Origin of the sequence: Rhodopseudomonas sp., assembly GCF_013377015.1 — a bacterium.
GTDB lineage: Bacteria > Pseudomonadota > Alphaproteobacteria > Rhizobiales > Xanthobacteraceae > JARJEH01.
Genome location: NZ_JACABA010000006.1, coordinates 130,828 through 149,858, shown reverse-complemented (window position 1 = coordinate 149,858; position 19,031 = coordinate 130,828). Strand labels below are relative to the sequence as shown.

The window sequence follows — 19,031 nt, the reverse complement described above, 5'->3', positions numbered from 1 at the left end:
CGCATCAGCCAAAGTCGTCCTGCTCGATCGTCCGGATGCTGCGCGGTGACAGCAGATGATCGCCCCAGCCCTTGCGCGCCAGCCTTGGTGCCACCCTTGGCGCCGCCAGTAGCATCGCTGCGGTGACTATGAGCGGTACCGCACTGATCCAGTCCAGCCGCGCCGGAGTCAATTCCTCGACGCTTCCGGCGTAAGGACCGCGGCGCGATGTCAGGCTGAAACACTCCTGCAGCAATGCGCGCCTGCTACCGCCGCGTAGCGCGCAGCCGAGCAGCGCCTGCATCGCGAGATGGCTGCGCACCCCGGCGCGGCCGTCCGCCGCCACCAATTCGGTTTCACGGAGCGATACCCGCAACAGTAGATCCATCAGATCGATGCCGGCGAGAGTCGCGCTCATCGGCTCGACCAGCCGCGGATTGCAATCGATATAGAGCGGCGGCGCGCCGTCGTCGGGTTGGATGTAGTCGAACGACAGCCCGCCGTGCCAGCACAGCCGCGCGCCGATCGCCGCAATGTGCGCGCGCACGTCCGCCCGCTGCACGCTCTGCTTGATGGCGTCGCCGCCGCCGGCGCCAGCTGCGATCTGCCGATAGCCATGCAGGCCGAGTAGTTGGCCGTGAGCGAGCACCGCCTGCGCATGTTCAACCGCGCCTTCGACGAACTCCTGCACCAACACCTCCTCGGCGAAGGCATCTGCGTCGGTCAGTTCCCGCACCGCTTCATTCAATCCGGTGGCATCGCGCAGCAACCAAACGCCACGGCTGGCGGTGCCAATCGCGCTCTTGACCACGCAGGGAAATTCGACCGCGTCGCGCAATGCCTGCGCCGAGTCGACGATCCGGGTGCGCGGTTGCGGCAGTCCCAGTTCGTCGAGCAACCGGCTGAACCTGACCTTGTCGAGCGCGATCCGGTAGTTCGCGAATTCCGGCAGCGCTATGCCGGCGCGGCGCGCCATCCGGCCTTGCACCTTGGCAAACAGCAAGCCCTGCTCGTGGATCGGCAGCACGACGTCGAAGCGGTGTTCGCGCAGCAATCGTTCGATGAAGGCCAGATAGCCGGCCGGATCGGCGCCGATCCCGGGACAGCGATGGAACTTGGTGACGAAGCGCGAGAACCGTCCGAGACAAAATGGCGACGGATCGCAGATCTCGACGTGATGCCCGGCCAGCCCGAGGACGGTGATCGCCTCGCGCGCCGATGTACTTCCGCCTTCCGACAGCAACACCCGCAACGGCCTTCGGATCGGCGGTGGATCGCGCATCGTCGACTATTCCGCGGTCGGCAATCGCCGCAACCTCTGCGGCGTCGCGGACCAGACTATCGCGCGACGGCGCGATCGCCCTGGATCGATCCCGACAAACGGCTTCAGGCGAATTTCGGCTCCGGCGCCTGACTGAGCAACCGTGCCCGCTCGCTGTTCGGCCACAGCAGCACCAGGCCGAGCAATCCCGAGACCATCATGATCGTGGCGTTGATGGTGAAGCCGGTCAGGTAGCCGTCGAGCGGAAGCGCGGCGTGCTGGATCACGCTGCCCATCACCAGCGGCGCGGCAATGCCGGCCAGCGTGTAGAGCGCGCCGTAGATCGAGATCACCGCGCCGCGCTGCGACACCGGGGTGAATTCGGCCAGCATCGGCGGGCACACCACATAGATCGATCCGCACAGCCCGGAGCCGACCACCAGCAGCGCGATCCGCAACCCGGCGCCGTCGACATAGGGCATCGCCAGCAGGAACAGCCCGCCGAAGATCAGCGGCGTGGCGCCGAGCACGCCGCGGGCGTGCCGGGTCGAGACGCCGCGCCCCATCAGCACCTGCGAGATCCAGCCGGTCAGCAGCACCACGGTCGCGCCGAACACCCAGGGCAGGATCGAAATCCAGCCGGCTTCCTTCTGGGTGAAGCCAAGCCCCTTGATGATGAACGGCGTGAACCAGGTCAGGCCGAGCGACAGCGCCCAATAGGCGCCGAAGGTCGCGGTGACGCAGCCGACGAAGGTGCGCGAAGTCAGCAGCTGGAGATACGGAACGCGGGGATCGGCCGCGGCCATCGCCACGGTCTGTACCAGCGGGCCTTCCTTGCCCATCGCCAGCCAGGCCGCCGCCCACAGCAGCCCGACGACGCCGAGCGCGCCGAACGCGTAGTGCCAGGAATGATTGACGATGATCCAGTTCAGCGCCGGCACCGCGAGGATCACACCGAACGCCGAGCCCTGCGACAGGATCGCGGTCGGCAAGGTCCGCTTGTGGTCGGGAAACCATTTGTAGATCGCATGTGCCGCCACCGAAAACGCCGGGCCCTCGCCGGCGCCGAGGATGATGCGGCAGATCAGCAGCGTGGTGAAGCTGACGGTGCCGACCATCGGAAACTGCGCCACCGCCCAGACCACCGCCAGCGCCAGCAGCACCCAGCGGGTCTCGATCCGGTTGACGATGAAGCCGACGATCACTGCGGTGATCGAGAACAGGAAGAAGAACGACGAACCCAGCAGGCCGAATTGCTCGGGCTCCAATTTGAGTTCGGTCATGATCGGCACGCCGGCGAGACCGACCACGATCTTGTCGGCGAAATTCACCAGCATGAACAGAAACAGGAGAAATGTAATTCTCCACGCGCCCTTTGGCGTCGGCTGTGCGACCACGTTCGCTCTCCCCGGCTCGTTTCTTCCCATTGGCTCTTTTGCCGAGCCTGTTGAGAATGCTAACCGTTCTGACGAACCAAATGCAATCCGGGATTTTCACAAGCCAGTTCAATGCCCATTCGGCCTCAACAGGGTGCAGTGCACCCAAGCGGTCGGGGTCATTGAGACGTGAGCTTGCGGCACCATATTGCCAATGGGCCCGCAATGAGAGGATCGAACAATGACCAGATCGAGTAATTCCGGTTTCGCCATCTTGACCGGAATGGTCGCGGTGCTGGCGATACTCGCCGGATCGGCGATGGCGCAAGGTGCAGTGGACTATCAAGCCATCGTTGCCGAGCCAGATCGCAGCGACGCGGACCGGCAAATCGATCTGCGCCGTCAGCCGGTCAACATGCTGACGTTCACCGGCGTCAAGCCCGGCATGAAGGTGCTCGATATGGGCGCCGGCGCTGGGTACAGCACCGAACTGCTGGCGCGCGCCGTCGGCCCGAGCGGCGCCGTTTATGCGCAGGATTCCGCCGCGGTAATCGAGCGCATCGTCAAGGACAGGTTTGACATCCGTGCGCAGAAGCCCGCGATGAAGAGCGTGGTGCGCCTCGTCCGCGACTACGACGATCCGCTTCCGCCCGGCACCGAGGCGCTTGACCTGATCACCTTCTTCTTCGCCTATCACGACACGACCTACATGCCGATCGATCGCGCCGCGATGAACCGCAAGATGTTCGCCGCGCTCAAGCCGGGAGGCTTTCTCGTCATTGCCGATCATTCCGCACGGCCCGGCGACGGCATCACGGTCGGCAAGGCGCTGCACCGGATCGAGGAAACGTCACTGCGTCAGGAGATCGAAGCGGCCGGGTTCAAGCTGGCTGGCGAAGCCGGTTTCCTGCGTCATCCCGACGACCCGAGGGACGCCGTGGTGTTTCGGTCGCCGGTCCCGATCGACGAATTCGTGCTGAAGTATCAGAAGCCGCTATGATGCAGCGTCAGCGCGCGGCATTGGCCCGTCCTTCATGCTGAGCGTCAGCAGTCTGAGCAAATCCTATCGCTCCGGGCAGGAGCGCGTCGGCGTACTACGCGGCGTCGACCTCCGTATCGCAGCCGGCGAGAGCGTGGCGCTGACCGGCGAATCCGGCAGCGGCAAGAGTACGCTGCTGCACCTGATCGCGGGACTCGATCAGCCCGACTCCGGTACGGTGCAGTTCGGCGACGCCGTGGTCTCGGCGCTGCCGGACGCCGACCGCGCCGCGTTCCGCCGCGATCGGCTCGGGCTGGTGTTCCAGCAGTTCAATCTGATTCCGAGTCTGTCGGTGGCCGACAATCTGGCGTTCCAGTCCAGAATCGCAGGTCGGCACGACGCGCCATGGCATGCCGAGCTGATCGAACGGCTCGGGCTCGGCCAGTTGCTGAAGCGCTATCCGGAGCAGCTCTCAGGCGGCCAGCAGCAACGCGTCGCGATCGGCCGGGCGCTGGCGGTGAAGCCGCTGCTGCTGCTCGCCGACGAGCCGACCGGCAATCTCGACGAGGCCACCGCCGACGACGTGCTGGCGCTGGCACGCGATCTGGTCAGCCGCACCGGCTGCGGCTTCCTGATGGTGACGCACAGCGCCCGACTCGCCGCGATGCTGGACCGCCGGGTCCATCTGCATGCCGGACAGATCCATTGAGCCGGGCGCTGTGGACCCTCGCGGTGCTGCTGAGCCATTGGCGCCGGCACCCGATGCAGCTCGCCACCTTGCTGGTCGGCCTGATCTCCGCGACCGCGCTGTGGAGCGGCGTGCAGGCGCTGAACCAGCAGGCCCGCGCCAGCTACGACCGCGCCGCCGCGACCCTGGGCGGCGCCCGCACCGCGATGCTGGTCGGCCGCGACGGCGAGAGTTTTTCGCAGCACTTCTTCGTCGATCTGCGCCGCGCCGGCTGGCCGGTGTCGCCGGTGGTCGAGGGCCGGATTCGGATCGACGGGCGATCAGTGCGCCTGCTCGGCATTGAGCCGCTGTCGCTGCCGGTCGAGGCCAGTTCGGCGCCGGCGATCGGCACCAAGGGGCTGCAAGGCTTCCTGCTGCCGCCCGGGCAAACTTTGCTGGCGCCGGAGACGCTTGCCGAACTGAAGCTGAGTGAGGGTGCCACACCTACCACCGCGAACGGCATCAACCTGCCGCCGCTGACGTTGCAAAGCCAGTTGGCGCCCGGCGTGTTGGTGGTTGATATCGGCGCGGCGCAGCGGCTGCTTGAGATGCCGGATCGAATCTCACGGCTCTTGGTCGGCCGCGCCGGCAAGGGGACGCGCGCGCCGCTGCAGACGGTCACCGGCGATCAGTTGCGGCTGGTCGAGCCCGATGCCGAGACCGATCTCGAACGCCTCACCGACAGCTTTCATCTCAACCTCACCGCGTTCGGACTGCTGTCGTTCCTAGTCGGGTTGTTCATCGTCAATTCGGCGATCGGGCTGGCGTTCGAACAGCGCCGGCCGATGCTGCGCACGCTGCGCGCCTGCGGCGCCTCGGCAAGGATGCTGAATACCGTGATGGTGCTCGAACTCACCGCGCTGGCGCTGCTGGCGGGACTGATCGGCCTGGTGTGCGGCTATGTGATCGCCGCGACGCTGTTGCCGGACGTCGCCGCCAGCCTGCGCGGCCTGTATGGCGCGCAGATTCCCGGCGAGTTGAGTTTGCGGCCGCAATGGTGGTTCGCCGGCATCGCCATCAGCGTGATCGGCGCGCTGGCGGCGGCGTCGACCAGCCTGCTGAAGGCGATCCGGCTGCCGATCCTGATCGCCGCGCAACCCTATGCCTGGCAACAGGCGCAGCACCGCTGGCTGCTGGCGCAGGGCGCTGCGGCGCTGGCGGTGTTCGCCGCCGGTCTCGGCTTCCTGCTGTTCGGCGATTCGCTGCTGTCCGGATTCGCGGTGCTGGCCGCGATCCTGCTCGGCGCCGCACTGGGCTTGCCGGCGATCCTCGGCCTGGTGCTGTTTCTCGGCGAACGAACGACACGGCAGCCGCTGGCGCGCTGGTTCTGGGCCGACAGCCGGCTGCAACTGTCCGGCCTCTCATTGGCCTTGATGGCGCTGCTGCTGGCGCTGGGCGTCAATGTCGGGGTCGGCACCATGGTGGAGAGTTTCAGCCGGACCTTCAACGGTTGGCTCGACGGAAGGCTGGCGGCGGAGATCTATCTCAATGCGGCGAGCGACACGCAGGCCGCCGAGATCAAGGCCTGGCTACGGCCGCGCCCCGAAGTGCAGGCGATCCTGCCGCGCGGCCGCGCCGAGGTGCAGATCGGCGGCCTGCCGGTCGAGGTGATCGGCTTTGCCGATCACCTCACCTATCGGGACAACTGGCCGTTGCTGCAATCGGCCGCCGAGGTCTGGGACCGCGTCGCGCGCGGCGATGGCGCGCTGGTCAGCGAGCAACTGGCGCGGCGGCTCAACCTCAGGCTCGGCGATCGCATCGAGGTGCCGACCGGTGCGGGACGCTGGCCGCTCGACGTGGTGGCGATCTATGCCGATTACGGCAATCCGAAGGGCCAGATCAGCGTGGGCTTCGACGCCCTGGTGGCGCATTTCCCGGGCAGCGCCCAGACCGCGTTCGGGCTGCGCGTCGCGCCCGCGCAGGTGCCGGCGCTGGTCACCGCGCTACGCGACCGTTTCAAACTCGACAATCGCAGCCTCGCCGACCGGAGCGCGCTGAAAGCCGAATCGAAACGGATCTTCAACCGCACCTTCGCGGTGACGGCGGCACTGAACGCCTTCACCCTCGGCATCGCCGGGGTGGCGTTGCTGACCAGCCTGCTGACGCTGAGCAATTCGCGGCTGCCGCAACTGGCACCCTTGTGGGCGATCGGAATCACGCGGCGACGGCTGGCGCTGATCGAACTGATGAAGACGCTGTCGGTGGCGCTGATCACCGCGCTGCTGGCGCTGCCGCTCGGGCTGCTGGTGGCGTGGTGCCTGATCGCGGTGGTCAATGTGAAGGCGTTCGGCTGGCGGTTGCCGTTCGAGATATTTCCGCTGCAACTGCTGCAGCTGCTCGGCGTCGCGATGCTGGCCTCATTGCTGGCGGCATTGCCGCCGATCCTGAAGCTGATGCGGATGCAGCCGGCGAAGCTGGTGAAGGTATTTGCCGATGAGCGCTAGCTTCAAGCTCACGCGCCGTGGCTTCGCCGGCGGGCTAATGCTGCTCGGCCTCGGCCGCGCCGTGAGGGCGCAGGGCTTTGCCGGGCTCGGCGGCGAAGCCGGCGGCTTCGCGCCAGTGCTGCCGGGCCGGCCGCTGACGTTTCCCACTGACCACGGGCCGCATCCGGAATTCCGGATCGAATGGTGGTACCTTACCGCCAATCTCACCGATGCCAACGGCGCCGCCTATGGGGCGCAATGGACGCTGTTCCGTCAGGCGATGGCGCCGGGGCCGCAACGCGACGGCTGGGCCAACCAGCAGATCTGGATGGGCCACGCCGCGGTCACCAGCGCGGCCACCCACCGCTATGCCGAAGCCTTCGCGCGCGGCGGCGTCGGCCAGGCCGGCGTCACCGCGACGCCGTTTCGCGCCTGGATCGACGCCTGGGAAATGCGCGGCGGCGAGGCGATGGCGGACACCACCTTGTCGCCGCTCGATGTCGCGGCCTCCGCCGCGGATTTCAGCTACACGCTTCGACTGACTGCCGAGCGCCCGCTGGTGCTGCAGGGCGACAGCGGGTACAGCCGCAAATCCGAACGTGGCCAAGCCTCGTATTACTACAGTCAGCCATTTTTCGCCGCGCGTGGTAGCATCAGCATCGACGGCAAGCCGATCGAGGTCACGGGGCGGGCCTGGATGGACCGCGAATGGAGCAGCCAGCCGTTATCGTCCGACCAGACCGGCTGGGACTGGTTCTCGCTGCATCTGCAATCCGGCGAGAAACTGATGCTGTTCCGGCTGCGCCAAGCCGACGGGCGCAATTACTTCGCCGGCAACTGGATCGGGCTCGACGGCAAATCGGTTCAACTTTCCGCGACCGCAATCGAGATCAGGCCGACGGCATCGACCGCGATCGGCGAACGCCAACTGCCGACCTCATGGCGCATCGCGATTCCGGAGCGGGGCCTTTCGATCGACACCATCCCGCTGAACCCCAGCAGCTGGATGGGCACCAGCTTTCCCTATTGGGAGGGCCCGATTGCTTTCAGCGGCAGCCAGAGCGGCATAGGATATCTTGAGATGACCGGGTATTGAGCTAGTGTAGCGACACACCCGGCTTCGCCGGCAAAAGAACCGTGCAACGGTCCCAAAGGGAGAAACAATGTTTCATTTCACCGCGATCGTCACGCTGCTGGCCGTGATGTTCTATTTCTACACCTCGATGCAGGTCGCACGCGCCCGGGTCGCCTATGGCGTCAAGGCGCCGGCCATCTCCGGCAACCCGGATTTCGAACGAATCTTTCGCGTCCAGGCCAATACACTGGAGTGGATGCCGATCTTCCTGCCGTCGCTATGGCTGTTCGCGATCTATCTCAGCGACGTGTTCGCTGCCGGAATCGGCCTGGTCTGGATCCTCGGACGCGTTCTCTACATGACCGGCTATGCGGAAGCCGCCAACAAGCGCGGCACCGGCTTCGCCATCCAGATGGTCGCCGTCGCGCTGCTGTGGGGCGGCGCGATCTATGGCGTGGTGTCGAAGATGCTGCACGTCTGAATCAAGCGGCGCCCCGTAAAGGGGCGCCGGCCGAACGTTCAATCGATCATCACTTGGTCAGCGGGCAGCCGCTTTCGGCGGCGGTGGGGAATGCCTTGTTGCCGGGGACGGTGGCGAGCAACTTGTAGTAATCCCACGGCTTGGTTGATTCCGACGGCTTCTTGACCTCGAATAGATAGAGGTCATGCACGAAGCGGCCATTGGCCAGTACCTTGCCCGTGGCGAAAGCGTCGTCGACCGGCAGCTCCTTCAGCTTCTGCGCCACCGCGTCGGTGTCCTTGCTCCCCGCGGCCTTCACCGCCTTGAGATAGGACAGCGTCGCCGAATAGGTGCCGGCATGGATCATGTTCGGCATCCGTTGTGTGCGCTTGAAGAAACGCTCGGCGAACTGCCGAGATTTGTCGTCGCGATCCCAGTAATAGGCTTCGGTCAGCACCAGGCCCTGCGCCGCCTTCAGCCCGAGTCCGTGGACTTCCGCCAGCGTCAGCAGCAGCCCGGCGAGCTTCTGGCCACCGGCGACAATGCCGAATTCCGCAGCCTGCTTGATCGAATTGGCGGTGTCGAGTCCGGCATTGGCAAGCCCGATGATCTTCGCCTTCGAGCTCTGCGCCTGCAGCAGGAACGAGGAGAAGTCCGAGGAGTTCAACGGATGCCGCACCGCGCCGAGCACCTTGCCGCCCTTGGCAATCACGATCTCGCTGGTGTCCTTTTCCAGCGCATAGCCGAACGCATAGTCGGCGGTGAGGAAGAACCAGGTGTCGCCGCCCGCCTCCACCAGCGCGCCGCCGGTGCCGACCGCGAGCGCGTGAGTGTCGTAGGCCCAATGGAAGCCGTAGGGCTGGCAGGCGTCGCCGGTGATCCGCGAGGTCGCGGCGCCGACCACGATGTCGATCTTCTTCTTTTCCTTCGACAGCTCCTGCACCGCCAGTGCCACCGACGAGGTGGTCAGCTCGGTGATCATATCGACGCCGTCGACGTCGTACCATTTGCGCGCGATGCTGGCGCCGAGATCAGGCTTGTTCTGATGGTCGGCTGAAACGATTTCGATCTTCTGGCCGAGCACCTCGCCGCCGAAATCCTCCACCGCCATCTTGGCGGCTTCAAACGACCACTTGCCGCCGTAATCGGCATAAACTCCGGACTGGTCGTTCAAGATGCCGATCTTGACGCCCTGCGCTGATGCCGGCGCGGCGACCAACAGGCAGCCGACAGCAACCGCGCTCGAAATGAGTCTCAATTTCATAAATGCCTCCCAGCGTTCCAGCGTTTTGGTTCGGGGCAGGCTATTTGAGAAGTCGCAAGCTGCCCAGATGTTTCTGCTTGGGGCAACGTTGCGGCAAGGTCGACTCACGATCAAACAGCTCGCGCCCGCAGCCGACTTATTTCAGGCCGTTGAATTTGTACGACGCCTCGAGGAACCCGCCGTAGCGCTCGGTGCGGGCCGGCAGGGTCTGGCACGGACAACTGCTGCCGAAGATGTTGGTGTTGGCGGCGGCGGTGGCCCACATCGCCCAGTAGCGGCCGCCGGCGCCGACGCTGAAGGCGGGCGTCACGGCATAGGCCAGGATCGCCTCAAGCTGGACGCCCTGTCCGGTGCCGCTTTCCGTCGACTTCGTATTAGCGACGTCGGTCCGCAGCAGGTGATTGTCGACGCCGCTGAAGCTGACATAGGGCAGGTAGGCGGCATCCGCGGTCAGTTTCAGCCCCGGCGCCAGAGTGACGACGCCGTTGATGCCGAGCCGGACCGAATGCCACTTGTCATCTTCGGTGATCCCCAGCGTCGCATTCGGAATCGACGGCACGCACACCAGCGCGGCGGCGCCGGCCTGCTGGATGCAACCATAGGCCGACTTGTTCTCCTGATAGTAGTTGTAACCGACGAAGCCGCCGACCTTGAAGCCGTCGCCGCGCCACAACGCATAGCCGACATCGACCGTGGCGTAGCCAATGCTGCTCTTAATCGGATTGGACAGCGTATTGGAGTAGGGAATGCCGTCATCGGCGATCCAGTCCTCGTCGTTCATCTTGCCGCTGAACAAGCTTCCGCCGCCGGCGAAACCTTTCAGGAAAAGATTGGAGGTGCCGTCGACGCGACCGAACACTTCACCGGACGCAGCGGTGCTTTGATAGGTCAGCCGGGAGATCAAGACATTCTGGCTGCCCTGGTTCGCGGTGTTGCCGAGGTCCTTCTGGAACCGGCCGGAGCTGTACCAGACCCGGCCGCCGATTTCGATTTCGCCGCGCAGGGTGCTGTCGCCGGCCTGCTGGCTGCCGCGCAGGTGATAATCGTCGAGCCCGTCCCAGCGCGCATAGGCATCGCCGCCGAACTTCATGTTGAGGCCAACCCTGACCAGATGCGCGTTCTGGCTGACGTGGGTGCTGCCTGGCGCGGTGGGAACATAGCCGACCACCGGATCGACGAAGCGGAAGCTCGCCGGCGTCGCCATCGTGCTGCTGCCGAGCCCGGCATAGCCGTATTCCATCTTCACCGACCAGGCCGGCGCCAGCGCTTGCTCGATGCCGGCGCCGACGGTCCAGCCGACTTTGTCGTTGTTCAGGACGGCCGAGGAGATCAACGGGTTGTTGGCGGCGATGTCGAGCCGCTCGGCAAGGAACGCCGCGCCACCCTTGGCGTAGAACAGAGTATGACCGACGGGACCGGCGGCAAAGCCGACTCGCCCGGTCAGGCTGGCGAGCGCATCCTGACGCACCCGGCAATTCGCCGAAATGAACGCTCCCGACGAGGCGAGGCAGGTATTGGTGCCGTTGCCGTTGGTTGCGGCGACGTCGGCCTCGACGCTGACCACCCAACGGGTGTTCGGCATCTGCCAATTATAGCCGAGCTGCAGACCGGCCAGTCCGGCCGGGGTGCGAACCTCGCCGCCGTAGATCGCCGCGCCCGCGGCATCGGAAAAGCTGGTGGCGCCGAGGCCGCCGCCGATATGGGCGCCGAAATACAGCCCGCTCCAGCTCCACGGCGCGGGCGGTAGCGACCGAAGGTCGGGCATGTCCGCGGCAACGGCGGTGCCGGCGCTGAGAAGCAATCCGACGGCGGCAGACAATCTGCTTGGCATGGGACTCGCACACAGAACTATTGGCAATCCAAGATTGCCTGAGCCTGGCGCGAAACCCTTAAAATTCCCTGAGCATTCAGCCTTTGCTAACCGTGATTGTTATCACGCTGCTAACCATGCGGTTGCGCAATACCGAGCAGTACCAGCCGATTCAGCCGCGCCGCGAACGCCGCGGGATCATCTGGCAATTCGCCGTCGAGGATCTGCGCCTGCTCGAACAGCAGCATCGACAGGTCAGAGGCGTCCGCCGCGTTGGCCTTGGCGTTGCCGACCGCCGCGACCAGCGGATGGCGCAGATTGATCTCGAGGATCGGCTTGCTGCCGGCACCCTTGTTGGCGCGGGCCAGCATCCGCTCCAGTTCGCGGTCGGGACCGAAGCCACCGGCGATCAGGCACGACGCGCTCGAGGTCAGCCGCTGCGACGCCTTGACGTCGGAGACGCGGTCGCCCAGCGCATCCTTGATCACCGCGATGATACTGGCCTCGTCGGTCGCGCTCTCCGGCGGCTTCTCGGCGCTGTCGTCGAGCTTCGGGATCAGGTCGAAATTGACATCGCCCTGGCTCAGCGACTTCAACGGCTTGCCGCCGAAATCCAGCGGTGCCGAGGTCCAGAACGCGTCGACCGGATCGGTCAGCAACAGCACTTCGATGCCGCGCGCGGTCGCGGATTCGAGTTTCGGATTCGACTTCAGCCGTTCGATCGAATCGCCGACCAGGTAGTAGATCTCGGTCTGGTTCGGCTTCAGCGCCTCGACATATTGCTTCAGCGTGCGCTTGTCGCCGGCGGTGGTGGTGAATTGCGCCAGCGCCAGCAATTTCTCGCGGCGCTCGAAATCCTCGTAGATACCTTCCTTGATCACCGGGCCGAACGCCTCCCAGATCTTGGCGAAGGTCTCCGGCTCCTTCTCGCTCAGGCTTTCGAATTCGCCGATCACCTTGCCGGTCACCGCTTTGCGGATCTGCGCCAGCTGCGGATTGTTCTGCAGCATCTCGCGCGACAGGTTGAGCGGCAGATCCTCCGAGTCGATCACGCCGCGGACGAAGCGCAGATAGGGCGGCAGCAGGTCGGCGTCGTCGGTGATGAAGACGCGGCGGACGTAGAGCTTGATATGTCCCTTGCGCTGCGGCTCGAACAGGTCGAACGGCTTGGTCGAGGGCGCGAACAGCAGCACCGCATAGGATTGCCGGCCCTCGGCGCGGTAATGCAGCGTCATCGCCGGCTCGTCATAGGCGCTGGCGATCTGCTTATATGCCTGCTTGTAGTCCTCCGCCGTGAGTTCGGATTTCGAACGCTGCCACAGCGCGCTGGCGGAATTGATCTGGCGCGGCTCGCCCTCCTCCGGCACCAGCTCGATCGGGAACTGGATGTTGTCCGAATAGGCGCCGACGATCCGCTCGATCTCGAACGCTTCGAGATATTTGGCGCAGTCCGGCTTCAGATGCAGCACGATCTCGGTGCCGCGGCTGACGCGGGCGGCGGCCTCCTCGGAGGCGGGGGCGATCTCGAAGCCGGCGCCGCCCGACGACGACCAGGTCCAGGCCTCGCCGGAGCCGGCGCGGCGGCTGGTGACGACGATATTATCGGCGACCATGAAGGCTGCATAGAAGCCGACGCCGAACTGGCCGATCAGGCCGGCGCCGTCCTTGGCCTCGGTCAGCTTGGAGAGGAACGATTTGGTGCCGGACTTGGCGATGGTGCCGAGATTGTCGATCAGCTCCTGGCGGTCCATGCCGATGCCGTTGTCGACCACGGTCAGCGTGTCCGGCGCCTTGCGCGGCACGATGCGGATTTTCGGCGCCTCGCCATCGGCCATCAGCGCCGGGTTGGCGATCGCCTCATAGCGCAGCTTGTCGAGCGCGTCCGAGGCGTTCGAAATCAGTTCGCGCAGGAAAATCTCGGTCTCGGAATAGACCGAGTGCACCATCAGGTTCAGGAGTTCGGCGACCTCGGCCTGGAACGGCTGCGTCTGCGGGGCGGCGGCGGTGTCAGTATCGGTCATGGAATGGCACTCAATGGCTGGGACAGAATCAAAATTGATGGATTGCGGCGGTCGATATGGCAACGCCGCGCGGAAGCGCAAGATTCCACGCGGCATTGGCGAAGCCGGTTTTCCTATACCCGCTGGCCAATTGGCGAGAGCGATGCAGGCCGCATCGCGTTTTCGTAAGCGTTACCTAAGCACCATGCACGCCGATTGCACAATAAAGCAGCAGGTATTCTTACATGTTTCTTTCCGTGGCAGCCGGCAAAATTAAATCGGCGTTAGCCATGAGCCCCGATAAACGGAAACATCCTCATGCTGTCCGGCACACGCGCTCAGCTGTGCCCGGCCAGACCGAAAACAGCCCTTTAGAGGGACAAGGCCGATGGTCGCAGCCATTGAACGCATCAGCAACCAAGCATTCGCGCCGGCGCCGGCCGACAGCAACGACAACGATTCCGACATTTCCGGCCTGATCGCGCGACTGACCGCCGAGGTCAACCAGGTCGCCTGCGAAAAGACCCGATCGATTCAGAACATCACCAACCAGATGAAGATGCTGGCGCTGAACGCGCTGATCGAAAGTTCGCGGGCCGGACCGCAGGGCGCCGGCTTCGCCGTGGTGGCGCAGGAGGTCCGCAATGTCGGCCAGCAGGTCGAGACCATTGCGCGCGACCTGGAATCGCAACTGACGCGACGGACCGGCAGCCTGATGGACTCGATCGAGAAGATGACTGAGCGCGCGCGTGGCGAGCGGATGGTCGATCTCGCGCTCAACGCCATCGAACTGATCGACCGCAATCTGTATGAGCGGACTTGCGATGTGCGCTGGTGGGCCACCGATTCCGCCGTGGTCGATTGTGCCGACATCCCGAACGCCGCGAACGTGGCCCATGTCTCCGAACGCCTCGCCGTAATCCTGGGTGCCTACACGGTCTATCTCGATCTGTGGCTGTGCGATCTCAAGGGCAATGTACTGGCCAGCGGTCGGCCGGACCGCTTCGACGTCAAGGGAGCGAACGTCGCCGGCGCGACATGGTTTCGTGACGCGCGCGGACTGCGGTCCGGCGACGACTACGTTGCCGGCAACGTCGAACAGCAGCCGATGCTCGGCGGCGCCCAGGTCGCGACCTATTGCGCCAGCGTTCGCGAAGGCGGCAAAGCCAATGGCAAGCCGCTCGGCGTGCTGGCGATCCATTTCGACTGGCAAGCCCAGGCCCGCGCCATCGTCGAGGGTGTTCGCGTCGACGACGACAAGGCCCGCGTGCTGCTGGTGGATTCCGATTTCCGCGTGATCGCTGCGTCGGACGGCCAGGGCCTGCTCACCGAGCGGGTGCCGCTGACGCTGAACGGCCGACGCAACGGCTTCTACAACGACCGCACCGGCGCCCAGGTGGCGTTCCACGCCACCCCCGGCTACGAGACCTACAAGGGGCTGGGATGGTACGGCGTCATCGTCCACGCCGAATAGCGGGATCGCGTCGCGTCTGACCTAGCCACCAGCGATCGGCGCCGGCATGGCATTCTCCGGCGCCGCGCGGCAGACTGCCTTCAACCCGCCGAGCCCGGAGCTTTCCAGGCTCAGGCTCCACCCATAGGCCTCCAGCACGTCCTGCACGATCGCAAGCCCGAGCCCGGCGCCCTCGCCGCGCTGGTCGAGCCGGATGCCGCGCGCCAGCACCGCGACGCGTGCCTCGGGGGCGACGCCATCGCCGTCATCCTCGATGCAAACGGAGCGACCGTCGGGCCCACTGCTGATGCGGACAAGCGACTTGGCGTGGCGGGTGGCGTTGTCGAGCAGATTGCCCAGCACCTCGGCGAGATCGGTGCGGTCCAGCGGCAGCGCGATCTCCTCGGCGATGCGGGTCTCAAAGCCGATCCGCTGGCCGGCGGGGGTGCGCGACAGGATCGTCACCAGCGATCGCACCAATGGTGCGAGTTCGACGGCGGCCGCGTCGCTGCGCCGTGACTCGCCACGCAGCCGGGCGCGTGCCAATTCGCGATCGACGTGGCGGCTCATGGCGTCGCCGACCGCCTCGATATCGCGCGCGAGTTTGATCTCGCCGCGCTCGCGCAGCCGCCCGGCGTCGGCGGCCAGCGCCGCCAGCGGCGTCTTCAGCCCGTGGGCGAGATCGGCGGCGCGTCCGCGCGAGCGTTCGATCTCGCGCTCCTGCGCTTCGAGCAGCGCGTTGACCTCCTCGACCAACGGCAGCACCTCGGCAGGAACCCCTGACGGAAGCCGGCGATTTCGCCCCGACCGGATGTCGGCGATGCCGTGGCGCAGCGCGTCGAGCGGCCGCAGCCCAAGGGTCACCTGAACCGAGGTGGCGAGCGCCAGCACCAGGCCCAGCAAACCCAACGCGACCACCAAATCCCTGGCAAAGGCCATGCCCGCGGCGGACACCCGCGCCAGATCGACCGCCACCGCGGCGCGGATCGGGACCGAGCGGTCGCCGATCGCCAGCGTGACCTGGCGTTCCGCGATCATCAGCCGTGCGCCGGCAGGCCCGAGGGCTTCGTGGTGATGCACGTCCCCCGGCGCGACCTTGTCGATCGGCAACGACAGCGTGGTGTCCCACAACGAGCGCGACCGCAGCAATTGATCGCGATCGTCGCCGACCTGCCAGTACAGCCCGGACAACGGATCGACGAACCTTGGGTCGGCCGGCGGTCGCGCCACGACAAGGCGACCATCCGGCCCGACATCGATGCCACCGAGTAACTGTTTGAGGTGAACCTCGAGGTCGTCGACGACGGTTCGGGTGACATGACGCTCGAACAGGATGGTGAGAGCCACGCCCGCCACGCTCAGCGCGATCAAGATCGCCGCCGCGCCGCCGGCAATCAGCCGCAGCCGCAGCGAATTTCGCGTCATGCGTCCGCGCCCGGCACGATGTAGCCGAAGCCGCGACGAGTCTCGATCAACTCGCCGCCGAGCTTCTTGCGGACCCGGCCGACCAGCACCTCCACGGCGTTGGAATCGTGGGCGTCCTCCTGGCCGTAGATGTTCTCGCTCAATTCGTGCTGCGAGACGACGCGGCCGCGGTGCAGCACCAGGTAGGAGGCGAGGCGGTACTCCAGCGGCGACAACGCCACCGGCGAACCGCGCACCGTCACCCGCATCTGGCGCTCGTCGAAGGTGATGTCGCCGATGCTGATCACCGACGAGGCGTGTCCGGCGGAACGCCGCACGATCGAACGCAGCCGCGCCAGCAGTTCCTCCATCCGGAACGGCTTCGGCAAGTAATCGTCGGCACCGGCGTCGATGCCGTCGACCCGCTCGGCCCAGCTCGCGCGCGCGGTCAGGATCAGCACCGGGATGCGGCGATCATTGGCGCGCCAGCGCTTCAGCACCGCGAGACCGTCCATGCCGGGCAGCCCGAGGTCGAGAATAATCGCCGCGTAGTCCTCGGTGTCGCCGCGAAACCAGGCCTCTTCGCCGTCGCCGACAGTCTCCACCACATAGCCGGCCGCGCGCAGCCCGCGCTCAAGATCCGCCGCGATCCGACGATCGTCCTCGACCACCAGCACCCGCATCACTTTTCCTTGGTGCGTTGGATGTCGCCGCTGTTGGCGTCGACATAGACTTCGAGCAGCCGGCCGGCCTTGTCGATGACACGGAATTCGTACAGCCAGCGATCGTGCTGGCGCTCGATCTCGACGCCGGTGATCTCGCCGGGCAGCTTGTCCTTGACCATCGCCAGCAGTTCGGCGAGCGGCTTGATCTGGCCCCGTTCGACCGCGGCGCGCACCGCATCGTGATCCGAGCGTTCGACATGACGGTCGTGACGGTCGGAATAGTCGTGTTCCTCGCGCGAATCGGCCCAGGCGCCGCCGGCATGGAGCGGCGCGGCGACCAGCCACAATCCGAAGGCAAGGTGAAGCGAGCGCATCAGGGATCCGATCTCGGTTGGACGATCACTATGGCCACCCCGGCCTGACAGCTCGCTGACATGGATCAACCGGATCGGACGCGCGGTCGCCGCGAAACTGACAGAACGCTGACGGGGCCGGTCAGACCGCCGTCAGCTCGGTTATGGAATCCTGCGGCAACCCTCCAACAGGTGACCTGCCATGACCGACACACCAACCGACACCAGCTTCTTCACCTCCCCCGCACAGCGCCATGACGCGGTGACCCAGGCGATCCACTGGGCCACCTTGTTCGCCGTCGTCATTGCGGTGGTCGCCGGTTGGGCGATGGAAGAGATGCCGAAGGGTGACGCCAAAACGCAGGTGGTCAATCTGCATGCGTCTTTCGGCGTGCTGGTCTTGGCGTTGACCGCGTTCCGGCTGCTGTGGCGAACCGCAGCGCCGGCGGTTGAGCCGCTGCAGCGGCCGTTCTGGCTATATCTGGCCGCCAAGACCATGCAGGTCGCGCTGTATGGGTTGCTGGCCGCGATCCCGATCAGCGGCGTGCTGATGATGGCCGCCAAGGGCCGCAGCTTCGAGGTGTTCGGCCTGTTCAGCATGGCGCCGCTGATCGCGCCGGATCGCGCGCTCGGGCATTCGCTCGCCGACGTCCACGAGGTGCTGGCCAATGTGATGATTGGACTGGTCGGCCTGCACACGATGGCGGCGCTGCTGCACCAGTGGGCGCTGCGTGACGGTGCGCTGGCCCGCATGCTGCCGTTCGGCCGCACCGGCCGAGCCTAGCAGCTGGCCGGCGGTCGGCGGATACCCCCTCCGCCGACCGCTTATACCACCACATGCGTTGCCCACGAGACAATCTCCATGATGCGTAACTTGTTGGCCGTCGCCTTGCTGCTGCTGGCGACCGCAGCCGAAGCCGCCTCCCCGCAGCAGCAGGCCGTGCTCGAGTCCTATCTGTCCGCCGCGGTCACCGAGCCTGGCTTCACGGCGCCGTCGGCGGAGCGCGGACGCAGCCTGTTCGTTTCGCCGCAGAGCGGCGGCAAGCCCGACACCCCATCCTGCGTCACCTGCCATTCCGCCGATCTGACGCGCCCGGGACAGACCCGCGCCGGCAAGCCGATCGACCCGATGGCGCCGTCGGTGACGCCGACGCGCTTCCGCGACGCCGCCAATGTCGAGAAGTGGTTCAAGCGCAATTGCCGCGACGTTCTCGGTCGCGACTGCACAGCGGCGGAAAAGTCCGACCTGCTGGTGTTTCTTCTGGCGCAATGAGGACGACATGACCTTCCGACATCTTTCTCTTCTGATAATCCCGGTGGCCGCGCTGATCGCCATGCCCGCCATGGCCGATGGCTTGGTGATCCCGCCGGTGAAGGATCCGGTCGTCGCCAAGGAATGCGGCGCCTGCCACATGGTCTATCCGGCCGGCCTGCTGCCGGCGCGATCATGGTCGGCAATGACCGCCACGCTCGGCAATCATTTCGGCGACAACGCCGAACTCGACGCCGCAACGCTCAAGCGCATTACCGACTACCTCACCGCCAACGCGGCCGAAACCGCCGACCGTCACATCCTGCGCGGCCTTGCGTCCGACACTGTGCCGGCCCGCATCACCGACCTGCCGTCATGGAAGCGCCAGCACGAGAAGCGCGATCGGGTCGCCCCGGCGGCGCTGGCGCGCAACGGCGCCAAGTTCAAGGGCGACTGCAAGGCCTGCCACAAGCAGGCCGAGCGCGGCATTTTCGAAGACGACGATTAAACGTGCTAGACTCGTCAATGAGTTGATGAATGTCACCATCGT

General features: G+C 65.8%; 17 protein-coding genes. 9 read left to right on the top strand and 8 right to left on the bottom strand.

The window, feature by feature from the left end:
* Positions 1–4: 4 nt before the first annotated feature.
* A complete protein-coding gene (locus HXX15_RS20710) occupies positions 5–1,261 on the bottom strand; it encodes an ATP-grasp domain-containing protein (protein WP_296518474.1) in 1,257 nt (418 codons plus the stop codon).
* 104 nt (positions 1,262–1,365) lie between these two features.
* Complete coding sequence (locus HXX15_RS20705) at positions 1,366–2,577, bottom strand: MFS transporter (RefSeq protein ID WP_296518665.1); 1,212 nt, start codon at positions 2,575–2,577, stop codon at positions 1,366–1,368.
* Positions 2,578–2,857: 280 nt separating this feature from the next.
* On the opposite strand from HXX15_RS20705, the gene HXX15_RS20700 reads away from it, so the two are divergent.
* From HXX15_RS20700 to HXX15_RS20680, 5 genes are all read left to right on the top strand, one after another.
* Positions 2,858–3,616: a methyltransferase domain-containing protein gene (locus HXX15_RS20700; RefSeq protein WP_296518473.1), complete on the top strand. Its 759-nt coding sequence runs from the start codon at positions 2,858–2,860 to the stop codon at positions 3,614–3,616.
* Between the two features lie 34 nt (positions 3,617–3,650).
* Positions 3,651–4,304: an ABC transporter ATP-binding protein gene (locus HXX15_RS20695; protein ID WP_296518471.1), complete on the top strand. Its 654-nt coding sequence runs from the start codon at positions 3,651–3,653 to the stop codon at positions 4,302–4,304.
* Positions 4,301–6,766, top strand: coding sequence for an FtsX-like permease family protein (locus tag HXX15_RS20690; protein WP_296518469.1), 2,466 nt, complete (start codon positions 4,301–4,303; stop codon positions 6,764–6,766). The genes HXX15_RS20695 and HXX15_RS20690 overlap by 4 nt, the downstream gene beginning before the upstream one ends.
* On the top strand, positions 6,756–7,841 hold the full coding sequence (locus HXX15_RS20685; RefSeq protein WP_296518468.1) for a lipocalin-like domain-containing protein: 1,086 nt from the start codon (positions 6,756–6,758) through the stop codon (positions 7,839–7,841). The genes HXX15_RS20690 and HXX15_RS20685 overlap by 11 nt, the downstream gene beginning before the upstream one ends.
* Positions 7,842–7,908: 67 nt before the next feature.
* Positions 7,909–8,301, top strand: a complete 393-nt coding sequence (locus HXX15_RS20680) for an MAPEG family protein (protein WP_296518466.1) — start codon at positions 7,909–7,911, stop codon at positions 8,299–8,301.
* 49 nt (positions 8,302–8,350) lie between these two features.
* Here the strand turns inward: HXX15_RS20680 and HXX15_RS20675 are convergent, their stop codons facing one another.
* The 3 genes from HXX15_RS20675 to htpG form a co-directional block, all read right to left on the bottom strand.
* Positions 8,351–9,544 (bottom strand): ABC transporter substrate-binding protein, encoded by a 1,194-nt coding sequence (locus tag HXX15_RS20675; RefSeq protein ID WP_296518464.1) that lies wholly within the window; start codon positions 9,542–9,544, stop codon positions 8,351–8,353.
* Between the two features lie 136 nt (positions 9,545–9,680).
* Positions 9,681–11,309: an outer membrane beta-barrel protein gene (locus HXX15_RS20670; RefSeq protein ID WP_296518462.1), complete on the bottom strand. Its 1,629-nt coding sequence runs from the start codon at positions 11,307–11,309 to the stop codon at positions 9,681–9,683.
* A 176-nt stretch (positions 11,310–11,485) separates the two neighbouring features.
* The gene (htpG, locus tag HXX15_RS20665) at positions 11,486–13,375 is read right to left on the bottom strand and encodes a molecular chaperone HtpG (RefSeq protein ID WP_296518460.1); all 1,890 of its coding nucleotides are present in this window, start codon (positions 13,373–13,375) and stop codon (positions 11,486–11,488) included.
* A gap of 367 nt (positions 13,376–13,742) precedes the next feature.
* On the opposite strand from htpG, the gene HXX15_RS20660 reads away from it, so the two are divergent.
* Entirely contained in the window at positions 13,743–14,828 is a 1,086-nt protein-coding gene (locus HXX15_RS20660) for a methyl-accepting chemotaxis protein (RefSeq protein WP_296518458.1), read from the top strand.
* 21 nt (positions 14,829–14,849) lie between these two features.
* On the opposite strand, the gene HXX15_RS20655 is transcribed toward HXX15_RS20660, so the two are convergent.
* The 3 genes from HXX15_RS20655 to HXX15_RS20645 are packed head-to-tail and all read right to left on the bottom strand — an operon-like array spanning position 14,850 to position 17,250.
* A complete protein-coding gene (locus HXX15_RS20655; protein WP_296518456.1) occupies positions 14,850–16,232 on the bottom strand; it encodes a HAMP domain-containing sensor histidine kinase in 1,383 nt (460 codons plus the stop codon).
* Positions 16,229–16,894, bottom strand: coding sequence for a response regulator transcription factor (locus HXX15_RS20650; protein WP_296518455.1), 666 nt, complete (start codon positions 16,892–16,894; stop codon positions 16,229–16,231). The genes HXX15_RS20655 and HXX15_RS20650 overlap by 4 nt, the downstream gene beginning before the upstream one ends.
* Complete coding sequence (locus tag HXX15_RS20645; RefSeq protein ID WP_296518452.1) at positions 16,894–17,250, bottom strand: PepSY domain-containing protein; 357 nt, start codon at positions 17,248–17,250, stop codon at positions 16,894–16,896. The genes HXX15_RS20650 and HXX15_RS20645 overlap by 1 nt, the downstream gene beginning before the upstream one ends.
* Before the next feature lie 181 nt (positions 17,251–17,431).
* Between HXX15_RS20645 and HXX15_RS20640 the strand changes: the two genes are divergently transcribed.
* From HXX15_RS20640 to HXX15_RS20630, 3 genes are all read left to right on the top strand, one after another.
* Entirely contained in the window at positions 17,432–18,013 is a 582-nt protein-coding gene (locus tag HXX15_RS20640) for a cytochrome b (RefSeq protein WP_296518450.1), read from the top strand.
* 81 nt (positions 18,014–18,094) lie between these two features.
* On the top strand, positions 18,095–18,502 hold the full coding sequence (locus tag HXX15_RS20635) for a DUF1924 domain-containing protein (RefSeq protein WP_296518448.1): 408 nt from the start codon (positions 18,095–18,097) through the stop codon (positions 18,500–18,502).
* A gap of 7 nt (positions 18,503–18,509) precedes the next feature.
* Entirely contained in the window at positions 18,510–18,989 is a 480-nt protein-coding gene (locus HXX15_RS20630; protein WP_296518446.1) for a hypothetical protein, read from the top strand.
* Positions 18,990–19,031: the final 42 nt, after the last annotated feature.